Source organism: Bdellovibrio bacteriovorus, from assembly GCF_001592755.1.
GTDB lineage: Bacteria > Bdellovibrionota > Bdellovibrionia > Bdellovibrionales > Bdellovibrionaceae > Bdellovibrio > Bdellovibrio bacteriovorus_E.
The window spans coordinates 219109-235409 of the sequence record NZ_LUKF01000003.1 but is presented as its reverse complement, the minus strand read 5'-3'; the positions used below and the strand labels follow the sequence as shown (position 1 = coordinate 235409).

Sequence of the window (16301 nt, the reverse complement as noted above, 5' to 3'; positions counted from 1 at the left end):
ACCTACGTCCTGGAGTAGGAACGTGAATGTGATTGGCGTTTTGGTTTTTGTAGGAAGTTGAGAATTTCACGGGTAATTGTGTTTTTTCGATGATCTTTTTCTTAGAGTTGTTCAGTTGTTAGCTATCTAAGCCGATACATTACACGTATGAAATATCTTGTCTGGTTCGTTGTCGGAATAGCTCTTGCTGGTTGTAGTCTGGATGCTCAGTTACTGAGTAACGGTTCTCATTCCTCTCTTCCTTCTAATAACAATATCGAAAAAGCTTCTGCACCTACATATTGTGTGAATGGTGATTATGCGAGTCCTCTTGAGTTGGGCGATGGTTGGACCTTCCTTTATGGTCACTTTACTCAAATCGGAAATTGTGGATTTGGAATTTATGGAAGCAATCTGAACGAATCCAAGGCCCTCGTGAACGTGTCTGGCGGAGAACTCACCAGAGCTGTCTCAGATAGAGACGGTGGTTTCTATATATCCGGTAACTTCACCGAAGTTGGTGGCGTGCAACGTGCTGGTTTGGCTCGTATCAACTCGGATGGATCTTTGAATAAAGATTTTGTGGCCTTTGGTAATCTTCCACATGGAGTGAGTGCGACAGATGAAGTTTCTATGGTCGCAGGGGCCGGAAAAGTTTTTGTAAGCGGTCGGTTCACCAGTATTAGCAATCCCTTTGGATCTGTCGTCGACACAACTACAGGCCTCGCTAAGTGGTCGGCTGCAGACATTCGTTTTACAGGCGAGATTGAAGCTTCGGTCAGTGACGGCCAGGGGGGGCTTTACGTCGGCTTGAGTAATTCTGAATATAAAGGAGCGTATGTCGGTGAAGTCATTCATTTGCACGCAAATGGGGAGTTGGACACCTCTTTTAATGCTCAAATTTTTGGAAATGTTAAAGTCTTAGAGTTCGACTCATCTACAAATACACTTTACGTGGGTGGTTCGAATTTAAATTCACCCACTCTTGCATCGACTCCTGTTGTCGCGTTACGAGGCGATACTGGAGCTATTGTCTCTTCATGGACTCCCGCTATCACTCCAGCCTATACGGCAGTGACTGATATCGTTGTGACTTCGACAAAAGTTTTTATTTCGCGAATCAACTCCTATAACAGTGCGCTCCCCAGTTTATTCGCGTTAGATAAAACGACTGGTGCCGTGTTATGGCAAAAGTCAGCCTCTTCGATTTCGGGCTTCACGGGCTTAGCTTATGACGGCTCTAAACTTTATGCTGTGGGTGGGTTCTTCAAAGTAAACGGTGTAAATCGCTCGACTCTTGCGATCTTTGACGAAAATGGAAATATGCTTGCGAATCCTACCGCGACGCCCACTTCGGAAGTCAGCAGCGTGTTGTATGCTGATGGATATCTTTACATTGGTGGTTGGTTTACCAATATCGGTGGAACTCCTTATCATGGTTTGGCTCGTTACCATACCAGCGATTTAACATTAGATACCTGGAGTCCCAATCCAACTCAGACGGCGGGTTTTAATACTATCAAGGGCATGGTGTACGACGGAGCTGGAACACTTTATGTGAATGGAGATTTCAGTTTTATCGGTGGCAAGTTTGCCTCTGGAGTTGCAGCCATTTCAACAACTGGCGCTGGAGCCGTGAAAGACTTTAACGTTAATGCGGCTGGTGGAAATGGAGTGTCGACCGTGGCTCTAGGGGCTGGAGGTCTTTTTGTCGGGGGTGCATTTCAAAGTATTGGCGCGCCCGTGATCAGCGATTTTGCCGCGCTAGATGCAGAAACTGGAGACGCTGAAATATTTGATGCTCAAGTTCTTGGAGGCGACGTCCTGAGTATGACAGTATCCCAAGATGGTCACACTCTTTATGCTAGTGGTGATTTTGAATATATTTTGGGGCAGCGAAGAAATGGTTTAGCGGCTTTGAATATTGCGGACCTCAGTTTAAAATCTTGGGCGCCCATAACGACTGCGGGTACTTTTGATAAAGTCAAATTCGTTCAAGAATTTAATGGCACTGTTTACATTCACGGTTTTTTCACTGAACCACTAGGTATCAACCTTCAGACCCGAGAGTATTTCGCGGCAATTGATCAAAGTGGCAATGTCTTACCTTGGCAGCCAACGGTTACGGACATCAATGATGTTTTTGATTTTCAGATTAATGATGGCGTGCTCTATATGGTAGGTCGGTTTAATGACGTTCAAAATCCAAATGTTGCCGCCTACGATTTAAAAGCTGGTGGATCTCTTATGATAACAGGACAGGGCTTTGATGGGGACCGACCAGATGCATTGGTCGTGCGCAACGGTCAAGTCTATGTGGCCGATGGTTTAGATTTGATTCGTCTTCGTACTGATCTTTCAGAGTCTTCGATCTCGACACTTGTGCGCTCCTACTCCACGCCTATCAAAGGCTTGGCGCTCAGTGATGATGAAATTTTTGTTGGTGCCGCTGATCTTGGTGGACCCGCACGCTATGGTGCAGTTCTTGTGAATCTGAATGAGGCAGAAATTTTAGATTGGATTCCTTCTCCAAATATGACTCAAGAACTTCAATCCGTTGCAGTCGTGCGCAAGGTCGGAGACCTTCTCTACATTGCTGGCGAGGGGCCTGACGAAAACTGGAATCCTATTGGAAAACTTATCGTGGCGGACTTAAACTCTAGTACATATCAAGTTCACGCGACGGACGGACCCATTAAAACCATGGAGGTCGTTGGTGACGTCGTCTTTCTTTCTGGTGGATTCGGTAATATTGATGGAAACGCACGAACTGGCTTAGCTTCTTTTAAAGCGGGCAGTTTAACTACTTGGCAGCCTTCGCTAGACGGTTCCGCGATGTTTATGAAAGCTCATCAGGGCGTCCTTTATATGGGTGGAGAATTTACTTCGGCCAATGGTGAGGCCCGCACTGGATTAGCTGCTTTTGATATGGCAACGGGTAACATCTTGCCCTGGAATCCGTTAAGTACTGCCGGTTATGATTTTGCAGCGGGCGTCCGTGTGCAGACTCTTGGCGACAAACTCTATATCCAATATGGCTACATGCTCAACGACGATTACGGACAAGGGGTCGCCACGGTCGATGCTTCTAATTCTTGGGGCTCATGGCAACCACCAGCTGACTTTGATCAAGAATCCTCGTGGTTTATTAAGGATGGAAAAATATATTACTTTTCTACAGATGTCGGTGAAATCGTCGTGGCGGATGCAGTCACACTACAGCCTGTCGCTGTGTCATGGGAGCTTCCTGCTTGGGATCTAAGTATCGATGATCAGGGCACAGGTTTGTTTTGGGGGAACTTGAATTCGCGAGTTCCCGTGGACGAAGTCACAGGCAAACCAAAAATTTCTTTGCAGAAATTAGAAGGCGGCATTCCGGAGTAAGGCCGCCTTCTTGAGCGCTTCTGAAATTTTCTGTTTCCTTGAAGCTGATGCCACAGGACTTTGTGGCGGATGAGTTAGAACGTCATTTGAAAGCCTAAACCACCGCCACCAGCCATAGGAATAAAGCCGGGTTGGAAAGTGATCTCAGAACCTGAGTACATAGATTTCAGCTGTTGATAGCGACGGTTGTGTTCTGGTGGGGCCGCCCACACGTCGATGATTTCCCAGATGCGAAAGCCGACATAGCCGAAGACGCCCAAAAAGATCAGTCCGCCACTGTTTTCACAGTTGTCATTGTCGTAAGAAGACCAAGTGCAGTTTCCCAGTCCCGCAGCCAGGGCGGCGATGGAAGCTAGTTCTCCAACAGTGAAGATCCAACCTTTTTCGGTGTAGCGACCTTGAACGGCGTGACCAATGCCTAATCCCAGTGGGTAGGTACCTAAGATGCCACCAACGACATAGCGAGTTCTCGTGATTTCCCCTCGAGCCAGGATTTCTTTATCTTTATCGCTTAAAGCTGCATAGGAAATACTAGGAGCCGAAGTGGAAGTTGTTGCATCGGTGTTAGACTGACTTGGTGTCGGCACTTTTTCTAAAGTCATCCCCGGTTGAACTTTTCCGGCTTGGATTTTAATAAGCGCTTTTTTGCCGCCATGTGAAATCTTAGTGACTTCGCCGTGACCTACAATTTCCAGTTCATGGTTTAAAAATTGAACAGATGTTCCTTTTTGCAAACCCTCATTCCCGTCTAGAGTCACCATCGCTTGGTTGTTCTTAATACTGTTTACAGTTTGCGCGTAAGACAAAAAACCGCAAAACAGTGCAGCGGTAAAAATTAGATATTTCATAGAAATCCCCTCAAGAAATTCGTAGCATGGGCTCTGCAAGGGGTAAAGAAAAGAATTTCGGGTCCCGAGGAAATAGCGTTTGGTAAAAGGGCGAGTTCATGTTTAACCTTCAAGAATGAATTCGATCTTTACGACCTCTTTTTCAAACCCGCAAAGCCTTCAGACAAAAGATTTCATGCTCTTTCCAACGAATACCGCCTTTTATCAGTCTGATTATGAAGCTGTCATGAAAAGCAAAGGCATCTTAAGAGTCTGGAGTCAGTCGACTTGGCCCGAAGACGACTTTACGCCTCTTCAAAACAAAGAGGATTTAGCGGGTCATGTGCAAGACAATGTCGAGCACACCGCTTATGGTTATATGATTTATTCTTTAGATAAGAGGGCCTGTTACGGAAGTCTTTATGTGAATCCACTGAGCACGGTTTTAGGAAATTATAATTTGGACGTGAATCAAGAAAAGCTGATCCACGCGCGCCAGGCTCGCATCGATTTTTGGGTGGTAGCCGGAGAGCCAGAACTTGAAAAGGAAATCACGCGTGAAATTCTAGAGTGGTTTTCGAAAGTTTGGAAGATTCATCCGCTCTTCAGTGCTCGCGAAGGCATGACCTTGCGCGAAGAAATTTATTCAGAGCTAGGTTTAAAAAAAGTACTTCATTTGCGAAGTAAAGTTTCTGAAGCAACTCTTCTTCTTTATGACAGGTGAAACTGTTCACACTGTCTCATCTCCCTTAATCGCTTTTCGTCGATAATCTCGATGTGTTTCTCTACCGTCGCTAGAATACCTTGCTTGTGCCACTGACTCATAATGCGGATGACAGTTTCCGTTGTGGTACCAACTCGTTGGGCAATGTCTTGCCGGGTGGTCGGAATCAAAATTCGGTGTCCTTTATCGCCTTGTCGTTCCCAAAGTCGTAAGATCATGTCCGCCACACGCTGATGGATGAGCACGTTCTCCATACACCGATCATTTTGCAGTTCTAAAAATCTTTCACCGATCTGCCGGTTCACCGTGTGGCGCACCGATTCGATTTTCATCATGTATTCTAAGAAAAACTCTCGCGGAAATTTTAAGAGGGCACTATTTTCTTGGGCGATTAAAGTAGCTGGATATTTTGGATATGTGAGTCCCGCCAATGCGATTCCTAAAAATTCTCCACGTCCTAAAAAGTTCAGCAGAAGGGGGCCTGAACCGTGCGCTTTTTTGGCGACTTTGAAGGACCCGAATAAAACAATGTAAAGATCTTGAATCAGTGTGTCCTCTTGAAACAGAGTTTTCTTTCTGGGAATTTGCATGACGTCACACTGAGCGCTTAAATCTTTAAGAACTCTTTCGGGCAGTGCAGAGAAATAATCCAGACTGCGAATTCTTTCTATAGGGTCGGTCATAGACACTCCTTAAGAACTGAATAATCGCACAGAATCCAGCGGCCCCAATATGATTTAGATCAAGTTCTTTCGCTATTAATAAATTTCATCTGATACCTATCATAAATCGTCTAGGTACCGGAATCCTAATTTCCTCTCCCTTGATAAGCAGAAAGGCACGGCATGTTTTTTAATTATGGAAAGAGAGAAAGTATGGAAGTTTTTAAGAATATAGTTATTGGAAATATTTTAGGCAGCGCTCTTGTAGTCGTAGCCGCAGTAGGAATTGTTGGCGGGTCCTTAGTGATTTGCGGGGCCTCGCTGGTAGGACTTCTTTTGGCAGGTGGCTGATGAAAGGTGTTTTACTTTGTGCTCTCATTTTATTTCACAGCCCCAGCTGGGCCTTAGACACGACCGAGGCTTTTGCTCCTGGCTTATCAGACTTCGAGTTCTACGGGTCCCATAGCCGGTCTGAAAGAACATTGAGTCTTGTGACTGGCTATGGTCATTCCCACTGGCTGAACCCTTCACTTGGCATTGAGCACCGCACGGCGACGACCTCGGAAGAAGCAGCTATCGACACGAGTTTCAGCATCAGTAACTTTGCAACCGTTTTTTCGGGGCTCGTCGAGGTGGATGTTTTAGCGGGGTTTTGTTCGAAAGAAGACGCAGGACTCTTCATTGGTGATGAGTGGACGCTTCCTTTAGGCAGGTATGTTCCGTATCTTTCCAACTTGTTTGAAAGCAACCAAGGCGAGTTCAATCATACAGCAACCTTAGGTTTAAGTTTTCAACAAAATAAGAACATAGAACTCTTTGCGGAATCAGGTTGGGATATGTCCCAAGGGGGAGAGCACACAAGTCTTGCATTGGGAGTGAACGTGCTCAGTACGGCGGGGCTCGAGGTCTTGGCTGAAGCGGGCACGGATATTTTGGAAGACCAGTCTTATGCTTCGTTAGGCCTTATTTGGACACTCGACTGATCAAATAGCTTCGATATTCTCGCAGCACAGATTGCATAATGTGAGTCAGGGCTTGTTGAAATTCGGGATCGGATGAAAGATCTGGTCCCGAAACGAAACTTTCTAGAATTTCTTGCTCTCGTTCAGGAACGATCAGGGGAAGGTTTTGATCTTTTTTCAGGCTCCAAATTTTTAACGCCAGATCGCGACGTTGAATCAAAAGGTCCCGCAAAGAATCATGGATATGATCGATCTCGGCGCGTAAGATTTCGATGGACATTAGAACCCTCCTTGCTCGATCAAGCTGATTAAGGAGTAGGACGGAATGTCTGCGGGAAGATCCATGTAAAAGCTCAGACCTCCTCCACCGGCTTGCGGAAGTGATTCGTGATGTTCATTGTAAATATTTTGAATTTTAGTTTTTATCGAACCTTGTGGAGAGATAAGTTCAATGTCATCGCCAGGTCGCATGCGGTGGCGGGCTTCCACTTTCCATAACGAGCCTATCTTTTCTAGAACCAGGCCCGCGAAACGTTGTGTGAAATTGCGCGAAGTGGAGTGGCGGTATTCCTGTGAATCCTGACTGAGTGCTCCTGTCACAAATCCTTTGTGATAGCCGCGGTTAGGAATTTTGCTAAGTTCTTTCAATAGGTTCGTGTCGAATTTTCGTCCTGCTTCCATATCATTGATGGCTTGGCGATAGATTTTTGCGACCATCGCGGCGTAATAAAGTGATTTCGTACGTCCTTCGACTTTGAATGAACAGATTCCAGCGTCACGCAACTCTTGAAGATGCTCGATCACACAAAGATCTTTGGCATTCATAATGTATGTTCCGTTTTCATCTTCATCAATCTGGTAAAACTCGCCCTTATTGCGCAAGTCTTCTAAAAAGAATTCCTGATCTTTATCGGAAGAGGATTGGTAAATGTTGTAACCGTAACGGCAGCTGTTATCGCAAACGCCCTGATTGGCATCGCGATAACTCATGTAGTGAGATAAAAGACAGCGTCCCGAATACGCGATACAGATCGAGCCATGAACGAAGGCTTCAAGCTCAATATCAGGAACACGCTGACGAATTTCGCGAATTTCTTCAAGTCGCAATTCACGACTTAAGATCACGCGGCTCACCCCTTGTTGTTGCCAAAACTTCACGCTTTGCCAGTTCATGCAATTGGCTTGAACACTCAGGTGAATGTTCACATTCGGGTCGATCTCTTTGGCTAGACTCATCAGACCTGGATCACTCATAATGAAAGCGTCGGGTTTTAGATCCACCCACTGCTTGAAGTTTTCTTTAAAAGATTTCAATTTTAGATTGCGAGCAAAGATGTTCGCAGTGACGTAGATCTGTTTGCCGTGCGCCCGCGCAAATGCGATGCCTTCACGAAGATCTTCGAAACTCATTTCATTTTCCCGAGCTCGCAGGCTAAAGAGGGGGACACCGACATACACGGCGTCGGCACCGTAATAAAAGGCATATTTCAATTTTTCTAAAGAGCCAGCGGGCATAAGAAGTTCAGTTTTCATGGGACCCTGTTTACGTCGGTGTTTTCTGTCTGACAAGCTGACGGTTTAAAATCCATCCAGAGTGGGTGCAAATAAGAGAGGACTAAACAGGCGGCTGTCAGCTGATGAAGAATGCCAAAAAAAACGGGAACTTTTAGAATCAAAGTCAGAACTCCCAGAAGGATTTGGGAATGGAGAAGTATATTGAAGGTCGTCCACTCGGGACGACGTACTTTATTTGTGAAAATAAAAAGAACCCAAAAATAGATCATAACCGCAAAAGCCAGCCAGCGATGTAGAAGCTGAAACAAAACCGGATTTTCCCGGAGGTAGCTCCAAGAAAAATGAAAAGGGGAACTTATTTTTGGAAGAAAACCCGCCGACATTTGAGGAAAGGTGTTTTCCAGAAAACCGGCGCGATATCCGCTCACTAAGCATCCCAAAAACACTTGTGAAAGTAAGACCGCCAAAAGCCCTATTTCGGAACGGTGATGAAGCCACAGATCCATGAACTTTTTTCGACGATCTATTCTAAAATACAAGGCGACTGCCAAAGTAGATAATGCTAAGAAAAAATGTATGACCAGCATTAACGGTTGAACACGGGGTTGATCTCTAAGACCGGATTTTACCATAAGCCAGCCCACAGTTCCTTGAAGTAAAATCAGGCCAGCGATCGCGATAATCTGGGCTGACTTCTTTTTCCAAAGATAGAAGACACCAAATCCCAGGAAGTATAGAAATAGAACTCGCGCCCAAAGGCGATGAAACCATTCCCAGAAGTATATTTTCTTGTAATCACTGACGGTAAAATGCCGATTGATAAGTTTGTATTCAGGGGTCTTTTGATATTTAAAAAACTCGGTGTGCCATTCAGATTCCGTCACTGGGGGAAGCGTTCCCATGACCACGTTCCATTCGACAATCGAAAGGCCCGAGCGTGTCAAACGTGTCGTACCGCCGACGGCGATAATAAGAAGTAAACCAATAATTCCCCAAAAAAGAACACATCTTGCCCTGCGATCCATGCGGAAGCCTAAAAACCTTTAACAAAATAAAAAAAAGTGAAAAATATGAACAATACGAAAGACAGTGGAAGAATCCATTCCTTTTTCGTAAATCCATGAAATAAGTTAAGATCACCATGGCCTTGGTGAAGCTCAGAATGAGAGCGGCCTGAAGGCTGGAAAAGGCTAACATTAGCACCAAGGAGAAAAGTAAAATGACTAATGCAATATAATTCATGATGTGGCTCCATAGAAAAAGACAGGAAAAATCAAAATCCACGCAAGGTCACACATATGCCAAAAAAGCACGCCTGATTCGTAATCTTTAACAGAAAGTTCCGGCAGATCTTGTTTTGGAAAAGATCGTGCGAACAAATAGACCAATAGTCCCACGCCAACAACTACATGAGCGAAATGAAACACCATCGTGAGCCAATAGTATTGCCAGAAATCGTTGGCGACAAAGTCATTACCTCGCGACCATTGTTGACGGAAATCTTGCCACTTATGAAAAAGAAAATAAATTCCCATAAAGGCGGCCAGAAGCAGATGAACACGGGCTCGTGATCTTTTATTTAAATGAAAGTAGCGGATTCCTTCCGCCGCAAAGAAACCGCCTATAAGCAAGCACATGGTGGATACTAATCCATGTGTCAGGCTTAGATTGGCCTGACCATTTAAAAACTCCTCCGAATTTTTACTTTGATAAAGAAGGAACGCACCTAGAATCCCTATGAAAACAATCAGCTCGTTGACAACGATAAGCCACATTAAAACCGAGCCTGGCAGGCGATCTAAGCTGTACTTCCTCATACGACACCCCTTCGTGGTGAGATGAAACCTAACACGGGGATAGACCTGGTTGTTATGAGAAATGTCATAACGGTCTTTGCGCGGAAGGCGTATTTATAGCCGTATGCAAAACCTAATTGAATTACCTGAATACGCCAAAAAGTTAGATGAAAATCATCCTGTTCGAATTTATTTAGATGAAAATCATTATTTAAGAAACATTCTGATGGGGTTGTCTGAAGCCGATCCTGAAAAGGACTTTCCATCTTTTTTTAATTTATTCAATCAAGCCGCCCAGGTGGATATTCGTTACGTTCGGAAAGAAAACCAGCTCTTTCCTTTTCTGGAAAAGAAGGGATGGCTGGGGCCTAGTCACGGGATGTGGAGTTTTCACGACCAAATCCGGCAACAAATTCGCGATATTCGCGCAAAGATAGAAAAGAAAGAAATAAAAGATTTAAAAAACGACGTCGTGCTATTGGTCAGCGAAATGGGTCGCATGATTCAGATCGAAGAATCACGGCTATTCCCCATTTCGCTGGATATCTTAAGTGAAGAAGACTGGAAGATGGCGGCCTTGGGCGAAGAAGAAATCGGATGGATGCATAAAAAATCCCTTTCATCCTCGACGGCAGCAAACGCACCGGAACGGGCTATCATAAACCCCCTGGATGCGGGAACGTTGAAAATGAATGAAGGGTCTTTAAGTTTGGAGCAAATTAATTTGCTTTTACAAACCATGCCCATCGATCTGACCTATGTCGACGAAAATGACAAAGTTCTTTTCTATAACCGCGGAGAAGAAAGAGTTTTTCCTCGAAGCGCTGGTGTGATCGGGCGCGAGGTGGGGTTTTGTCATCCGCCGAAAAGTGTCGGCACGGTCTTAAAAATCTTGGAAGAGTTTAAATCAGGTCGACAGAGCACCGCCGAGTTTTGGATTAACTATCGCGGCCGCACGATTCACATTCGTTACTTTGCTGTGCGCGATGCGAACCAAAAATATCGTGGCGTCATTGAGCTTTCCCAAGACATCACGGATATCAAGAATATTCAGGGCGAAAGACGACTTTTGGAGTGGGAAACTTAGTTTGCACGCTCATTCCTAAGATTTGGGTTCGTTATGATGAATGTCATAACCGTGTTTTAAAGAAAGTGACAAGTTGGCTTCAGAGTCACTTATAAAAGTTGCCGACTAAGAAAGGAAAACCATGTTAACGAAATCAGGTGCGAAAGCCTTCTTCCTATTAGGAACAGGACTTTGTTCATTGGCCTTTGTTCTGTTAACCATTGATACATTTCACCGCATTCCCGCTCAGACCAACGAAGATCAAATTACTGAGTCCGTAAAAAAAGGGAAAGACCTTTGGGAGCATAACAACTGCATGGGTTGTCACACCCTTTTTGGTGAGGGCGCCTACTATGCTCCAGAGCTCACGAAGGTTTATCAGCGAAGGGGAGAAATCTTCATTCGTCAGATGCTGAAAGACCCGCGTGCCATGTATCCGAACGATCGCAAAATGCAACAGTATCATTTTACTGAAGACGAGATCAATTCTTTGGTGGCATTTCTGAAATGGTCTGGAGAAGTGAATTTAAATGGCTTCCCGGCGGATCCTCCATTGGCGCCTAAAAAAACAGAAGGCGTGGGTCCGGCTGATCTCGCGACTCACGTTTTACCGAAACCAGAAATATTCCAACAGATGTGCACGGCTTGCCATACTTTGAGTGGAGCCGGGGGAAGTGTGGGACCGGCCCTTGACGGCATCGGCAATCGTAAGGACACGGCGTGGTTGAAATCTTGGATCAAAGATCCGAAGGCGGTGAAGGCGGATACGACAATGCCGACGCTTCCTTTGACGGATGCACAGTTAGAAGAAGTCGTACAGTTCCTATCCAGTCAGAAATAAAGAAGGTTGTTATGAAATTTAAATCGCAAAAAATTGCCTATTTGTTCTTTGCAACTTGTATGCTCTTATTCAGTTTACAACTTGTCTATGGCTTCATTATGGGATTTGCCCATATGGGGCTGGATGTCTTGCATGATTGGATTCCTTTTCATGCTGCCAGAGCCACGCATACAAATCTTTTGGTGATGTGGCTGTTAGCGGGTTTCATGGGTGCCGCTTATTGGATCGTGCCCGAAGAATCAGACCGAGAAATTATTTTTCCAAAGCTCGCGGTCGTGCAATGGGCCGCTTTAGTGATTGTCGGGGTTACGGCCATCATCGGTTTCCATTTTAACTGGTGGGAAGGGCGTAAGTTTTTAGAGATCCCGCGACCCCTCGATTATTTAGTGGTTGTAGATGTGCTTCTCTTCATTTTCTTAATTGGCGGCACTATATGGAAGTCTAAAAGATATACGACGACCTCGATGGTTCTTTTTTTCGGCCTGTTGATGGCGGCTCTTTTGTATCTGCCCGGAATGATTCCCACGATAAATCAGACTGTCGACTCTTATTGGAGATGGTGGGTCGTACATCTTTGGGTGGAAGGTGTTTGGGAGCTTATCATGGGGGCGATTATGTCCTACCTGTTAATCAAGCTGACAGGTGTCGATCGCGAAGTGATTGAAAAATGGTTGTATGTGATTGTGGGTTTTACGTTTCTATCGGGAATTTTAGGAACGGGTCACCATTACTACTACATTGGTACGCCAAAATATTGGCTGATGATTGGTGGATTGTTCAGTGCCTTAGAGCCGGTCGCGTTTCTGGGAATGGCAATGTATGCCATCGTGATGGCTCGTAAAGGCGGACGCAACAATACCAATCGCATAGCTTTAGCTTGGACCGTGGGAACGGGGGTGATGTCGTTTGTTGGAGCAGGTTTTTTGGGATTTGCCCATACGCTACCTCAAGTAAATATGTACACTCACGGGACGCTGGTCACAGCAATGCATGGCCATTTAGCATTTTGGGGTGCTTATGCGATGTTGATTTTAGCAATCATCGCTTATGCCATGCCGGTGATGACGGGGCGTAAACTTTCCGACTCCGGCATGAACACTTTTGCTTTTTGGACATCGAATATCGGCATGACGGCCATGACGGTCGCGTTCGGTATTGCGGGTGTGACTCAAGTCGTTCTGGAAAGACGCATGGGAATGGATTTCTTGGCCGTACAAAAAGAGGTCGAGGTGCATTTCTTGGGGTTGGTGATGGCAGCGACACTGTTTACGGTCGGTATCATTGCTTATATCTGGAACTTCGTTAAGTTTGGTCTGCCCTCAGATGAGGTGTTAATTGAAAGAAAATAAACTTTTCTATCATCCTCGGGATCGAGAAATTGAATTCTTTGAAAAAGCTTACAAACTTTCTTGGCCTCTTTTGCTTAAGGGGCCAACGGGTTGTGGAAAGTCCCGCTTCGTTCAGTACATGGCAGAAAAAGTCGGACGACCGCTGATAGAAGTAGCTTGTCATGAAGAAACATCCGCCACGGATTTGGTAGGACGATACATCTTAAAAGGCGGGGAGACCTTCTGGCAAGATGGTCCGTTGGTGAAGGCCTTGCGCGATGGCGCCATTCTGTATCTGGATGAAGTGGCCGAGGCGCGTGAGGATATCATCGTGGCCCTTCATCCGGTGTTAGATCATCGTCGCACTCTTTTTATTGATAAAACGCGTGAAACCTTGCATGCCAGTCCCGGCTTTATGATCGTCGCTAGTTACAATCCTCATTATCAAAGTCATTTAAAGGAACTGAAGCCGTCGACGAAGCAAAGATTCATGGCACTTTCATTCGATTATCCCCGAGAAGACGATGAAGTCGAGATTGTGCATAAAGAAAGTGGACTAGAAAAAACTCAAGTTGAAAAGCTGGTTCGTTTTTCCGCAAAAGTTCGAAGCTTGGACCATCTCGATTTGCGAGAAACAGTTTCCACTCGCTTAATCATTGCGGCGGCAGCACTTATCAAAGAAGGAGCCCCGAGAAGAGCGTCGGTGGACTGTGGGATCATTCAAGCCCTTACAGATGAATCTGAAACCGTCGAAGCGCTGCGCGAAGCCGCGGCTCTTTATTTTTAGGTGATTTATGGGATGGGACGAAGGCCTTTTTGGATTCTTCTACAAACGCTATGAATCTTCCGTAGAAGCTCTTAAAGGTCCATCTCTGTCTTTGGAAAATTTGAAATTTCGCTTAGAAATTTTGGCTAGTTTCAATTGGGGACAATCCGTCCAGATCATTTCTGTGGATGACGCCGCTTTTTTCGATGGTCATCGTCTTTATCTGCCTGAAAAAGTCTACTCAAAAAAAGGCAGCTCCGCCTGTGAAACCTACTATCTCTTTTCGACTTTGTTATTAACGGCCCCTATTCATAACTACGAATCCTTAAACGATGTCTTGATTTTTTTGAATTCACGATATCCCGGGTTTGAATCTCTTCAAGATCAAGCGCATCGCTACTTTCCAGAATACTTTGCAGAGGGTGTTTCAAAATCGTCTTTGGGGCCGTGGGGGGGACGCGACTTTACCAAAGAAGACACCAGGGCATTGCCGGTTGAAGGTAGGATGCAAGTTCTTTCCGAAGAAAAAACTTCAGCGCATGAAAGCGTTCGGATGAAGCGAACGCGAAAACTGCAAAAACTTAATGAGTTCAACAACGAACAAGATGAAAATCCTTTGGTCCACGCTTTCGAAAAAGTTTTTACTTTAGATCAATTTAAGGGAGGACGTAAAAAAGTCGATTCCAGCGATGATTTAGACGAACATAAAAATGCTCTGACCGAACTGAAAGTGGACTCAACGGTTCATTCAGAACAATCCAGCCGTGCGTACTTAAGGGTGGACCTGCAAGAAGGGTTGGAAAACATTTCAACTTCGGAGCCGACCCTGAATGCCCAAATTCATCTCTACCCAGAGTGGAATTATCGCCATCACACTTTCAAAAAAGACTGGGTTCAGCTATTTGAATGTGGACCGCAAAAAGAAGGTGAAAAAAGCGTCAATTCGCCGGAAATGAATACGGAAGAAAAGAAAGTGTGCGGCATATTGAAGAATCGATTTGTAATTGATTTGAATCAACGGCTTTTAAAACGCGGCATTGTAGAAGGAAATGAGATCGATATCGATAGACTCGTGGATTTCCAGGTAGATCGTTTCATTGGTGAAACACCTCAGGAAAAAGTCTATCAGAATAAGGAGCTTGCACGAAGTGATAGCGCCATACTGATCTTAGTGGATCGCAGTCTTTCTACTGATTCCTGGGTGGGAGACCATCGGGTTTTGGATATGGAGCTGTCATGTTTAAAGATACTTGCGAACCTGCTACCGGAGTTGCCGGTGACTTGGGGAGCGGCAAGCTTTTATTCGAACACGCGACGAGAGGTGCACTTTGATTGGCTTCGCCCAATGTCGAATAAATCGACTGAATTTGCGGGCCTTGATGATATCCGACCTACAGGCTCGACACGACTAGGGCCGGTGATACGGCACGCGGTAGAGGTCTTCTCGAAGATCAAGTCGAGAAGAAAGATGGTGCTTTTTTTATCTGATTTAAAACCGACTGATTTTGACTTTTATGAAGGAGTTTACGGAGTGAGCGACTTCAGAAAGGCCGTCAGCGAAGCACGGTCAGAAGGAATCGGCTTCCACATGCTGGGTTTTTCATCAGATTCCCTGGATGCGGTAAAAAAATATTTTTCGGTTGATGAGTATGAATGTATCGCCGATCCGACGAAAACCAAAGAAGCCCTTTGGCGTTGGTTGAAAAAGAGGACACTTTAATTCAACAACGCACCGTGCTTCCTGCGATAGAGGTCCTTTATGGAAGCACATTTAGAAGAGCTCAAACGATTCGAACAGTTTCAGGGATTTGGCGACAACGTGGTCCGCTATCTTTGCGAAGGGGGCCGGGTCACATTCAATCAACACCGCGATGTTTTATTTCATTTTGAAGAGCAGGCTCACTATTTTGGAATTGTTTTGAGTGGGGCGTATAAGCTGTGTCGTCCTTCTTTAGGAGGCAGTGATTCGATTGTGCAAGTCGTTCTGCCTGGCGATATCGTGGGTGCTTTAATCATGTGCAATCCGAAGCCGATTTATCCTGTTTCTGTAGTTTCTATGGGACCGTCTCGATTTTTAAAAATACCCAAAGATGTGTATCCCACGGCTTGGCAAATGAATGCGGCCGTCGCTAGTCGTGTGCAAGAATTATTAGGTAGAAGAATGCAGCAGATGCACATGCACAAAGTTTTAATGCGGTCTCATTTATCGGTGCGTTTAGCTCAACTGCTTTTAGATTTAATGGATCAGGTTTCGACCGAAGGTGTGCATAAACTAAAAGTTCCAGTGACTCGTCAAGAAATGGCCGACGTTTTAGGTGTCACCGTAGAATCGGTGATCAGAACGATGAGTCCATGGTCTAAAGAAGGAGTCATTCAAACCACTGAACAGTATATGCAAATTCTTCGTGTGGATGTCTTAGTGAAGATCACCCTCGGGGCGACCTAGCAAAC

16 protein-coding genes are annotated in these 16301 nt (G+C 45.2%); 10 read left to right on the top strand and 6 right to left on the bottom strand.

Annotation, left to right across the window (positions count from 1 at the left end; all coding sequences use genetic code 11):
• Nucleotides 1–147: 147 nt before the first annotated feature.
• Nucleotides 148–3363, top strand: coding sequence for a hypothetical protein (locus AZI85_RS05030; protein WP_063243050.1), 3216 nt, complete (start codon nucleotides 148–150; stop codon nucleotides 3361–3363).
• A 74-nt stretch (nucleotides 3364–3437) separates the two neighbouring features.
• Here AZI85_RS05030 and AZI85_RS05025 read toward each other — a convergent pair whose 3' ends face one another.
• A complete protein-coding gene (locus tag AZI85_RS05025) occupies nucleotides 3438–4211 on the bottom strand; it encodes a hypothetical protein (protein ID WP_063243049.1) in 774 nt (257 codons plus the stop codon).
• A gap of 115 nt (nucleotides 4212–4326) precedes the next feature.
• Between AZI85_RS05025 and AZI85_RS05020 the strand changes: the two genes are divergently transcribed.
• The gene (locus tag AZI85_RS05020) at nucleotides 4327–4914 is read left to right on the top strand and encodes a hypothetical protein (RefSeq protein WP_063243048.1); all 588 of its coding nucleotides are present in this window, start codon (nucleotides 4327–4329) and stop codon (nucleotides 4912–4914) included.
• On the opposite strand, the gene AZI85_RS05015 is transcribed toward AZI85_RS05020, so the two are convergent.
• Nucleotides 4902–5597, bottom strand: coding sequence for a Crp/Fnr family transcriptional regulator (locus AZI85_RS05015; RefSeq protein WP_063243047.1), 696 nt, complete (start codon nucleotides 5595–5597; stop codon nucleotides 4902–4904). The genes AZI85_RS05020 and AZI85_RS05015 overlap by 13 nt on opposite strands.
• Before the next feature lie 192 nt (nucleotides 5598–5789).
• Between AZI85_RS05015 and AZI85_RS17630 the strand changes: the two genes are divergently transcribed.
• Together AZI85_RS17630 and AZI85_RS05010 are read left to right on the top strand one after the other, a co-directional pair.
• Nucleotides 5790–5927, top strand: a complete 138-nt coding sequence (locus AZI85_RS17630) for a hypothetical protein (RefSeq protein ID WP_155723931.1) — start codon at nucleotides 5790–5792, stop codon at nucleotides 5925–5927.
• 131 nt (nucleotides 5928–6058) lie between these two features.
• Complete coding sequence (locus AZI85_RS05010) at nucleotides 6059–6559, top strand: hypothetical protein (RefSeq protein ID WP_172795299.1); 501 nt, start codon at nucleotides 6059–6061, stop codon at nucleotides 6557–6559.
• Here AZI85_RS05010 and AZI85_RS05005 read toward each other — a convergent pair.
• The 4 genes from AZI85_RS05005 to AZI85_RS04990 form a co-directional block, all read right to left on the bottom strand.
• The gene (locus tag AZI85_RS05005) at nucleotides 6540–6818 is read right to left on the bottom strand and encodes a chorismate mutase (protein ID WP_063243045.1); all 279 of its coding nucleotides are present in this window, start codon (nucleotides 6816–6818) and stop codon (nucleotides 6540–6542) included. The genes AZI85_RS05010 and AZI85_RS05005 overlap by 20 nt on opposite strands.
• Nucleotides 6818–8071, bottom strand: a complete 1254-nt coding sequence (locus AZI85_RS05000) for a U32 family peptidase C-terminal domain-containing protein (RefSeq protein WP_063243044.1) — start codon at nucleotides 8069–8071, stop codon at nucleotides 6818–6820. Before AZI85_RS05000 ends, AZI85_RS05005 begins: the two co-directional genes overlap by 1 nt.
• Nucleotides 8068–9078: a COX15/CtaA family protein gene (locus tag AZI85_RS04995; protein ID WP_063243043.1), complete on the bottom strand. Its 1011-nt coding sequence runs from the start codon at nucleotides 9076–9078 to the stop codon at nucleotides 8068–8070. Before AZI85_RS04995 ends, AZI85_RS05000 begins: the two co-directional genes overlap by 4 nt.
• Nucleotides 9079–9291: 213 nt before the next feature.
• A complete protein-coding gene (locus AZI85_RS04990; RefSeq protein WP_063243042.1) occupies nucleotides 9292–9870 on the bottom strand; it encodes a cytochrome c oxidase subunit 3 in 579 nt (192 codons plus the stop codon).
• A gap of 103 nt (nucleotides 9871–9973) precedes the next feature.
• Between AZI85_RS04990 and AZI85_RS04985 the strand changes: the two genes are divergently transcribed.
• The 6 genes from AZI85_RS04985 to AZI85_RS04960 all read left to right on the top strand — a co-directional run bounded on the left by AZI85_RS04985 (nucleotide 9974) and on the right by AZI85_RS04960 (nucleotide 16296).
• Nucleotides 9974–10936, top strand: a complete 963-nt coding sequence (locus AZI85_RS04985) for a PAS domain-containing protein (protein WP_063243041.1) — start codon at nucleotides 9974–9976, stop codon at nucleotides 10934–10936.
• Nucleotides 10937–11057: 121 nt separating this feature from the next.
• The gene (locus AZI85_RS04980; protein ID WP_063243040.1) at nucleotides 11058–11756 is read left to right on the top strand and encodes a c-type cytochrome; all 699 of its coding nucleotides are present in this window, start codon (nucleotides 11058–11060) and stop codon (nucleotides 11754–11756) included.
• Nucleotides 11757–11767: 11 nt separating this feature from the next.
• On the top strand, nucleotides 11768–13105 hold the full coding sequence (locus AZI85_RS04975) for a cbb3-type cytochrome c oxidase subunit I (RefSeq protein WP_063243039.1): 1338 nt from the start codon (nucleotides 11768–11770) through the stop codon (nucleotides 13103–13105).
• Nucleotides 13092–13871: a CbbQ/NirQ/NorQ/GpvN family protein gene (locus AZI85_RS04970; protein WP_063243038.1), complete on the top strand. Its 780-nt coding sequence runs from the start codon at nucleotides 13092–13094 to the stop codon at nucleotides 13869–13871. The genes AZI85_RS04975 and AZI85_RS04970 overlap by 14 nt, the downstream gene beginning before the upstream one ends.
• A 316-nt stretch (nucleotides 13872–14187) precedes the next feature.
• A complete protein-coding gene (locus AZI85_RS04965) occupies nucleotides 14188–15570 on the top strand; it encodes a nitric oxide reductase activation protein NorD (RefSeq protein ID WP_172795298.1) in 1383 nt (460 codons plus the stop codon).
• A 39-nt stretch (nucleotides 15571–15609) separates the two neighbouring features.
• Entirely contained in the window at nucleotides 15610–16296 is a 687-nt protein-coding gene (locus tag AZI85_RS04960) for a Crp/Fnr family transcriptional regulator (protein ID WP_063243036.1), read from the top strand.
• The last annotated feature ends 5 nt before the right edge of the window (nucleotides 16297–16301 follow it).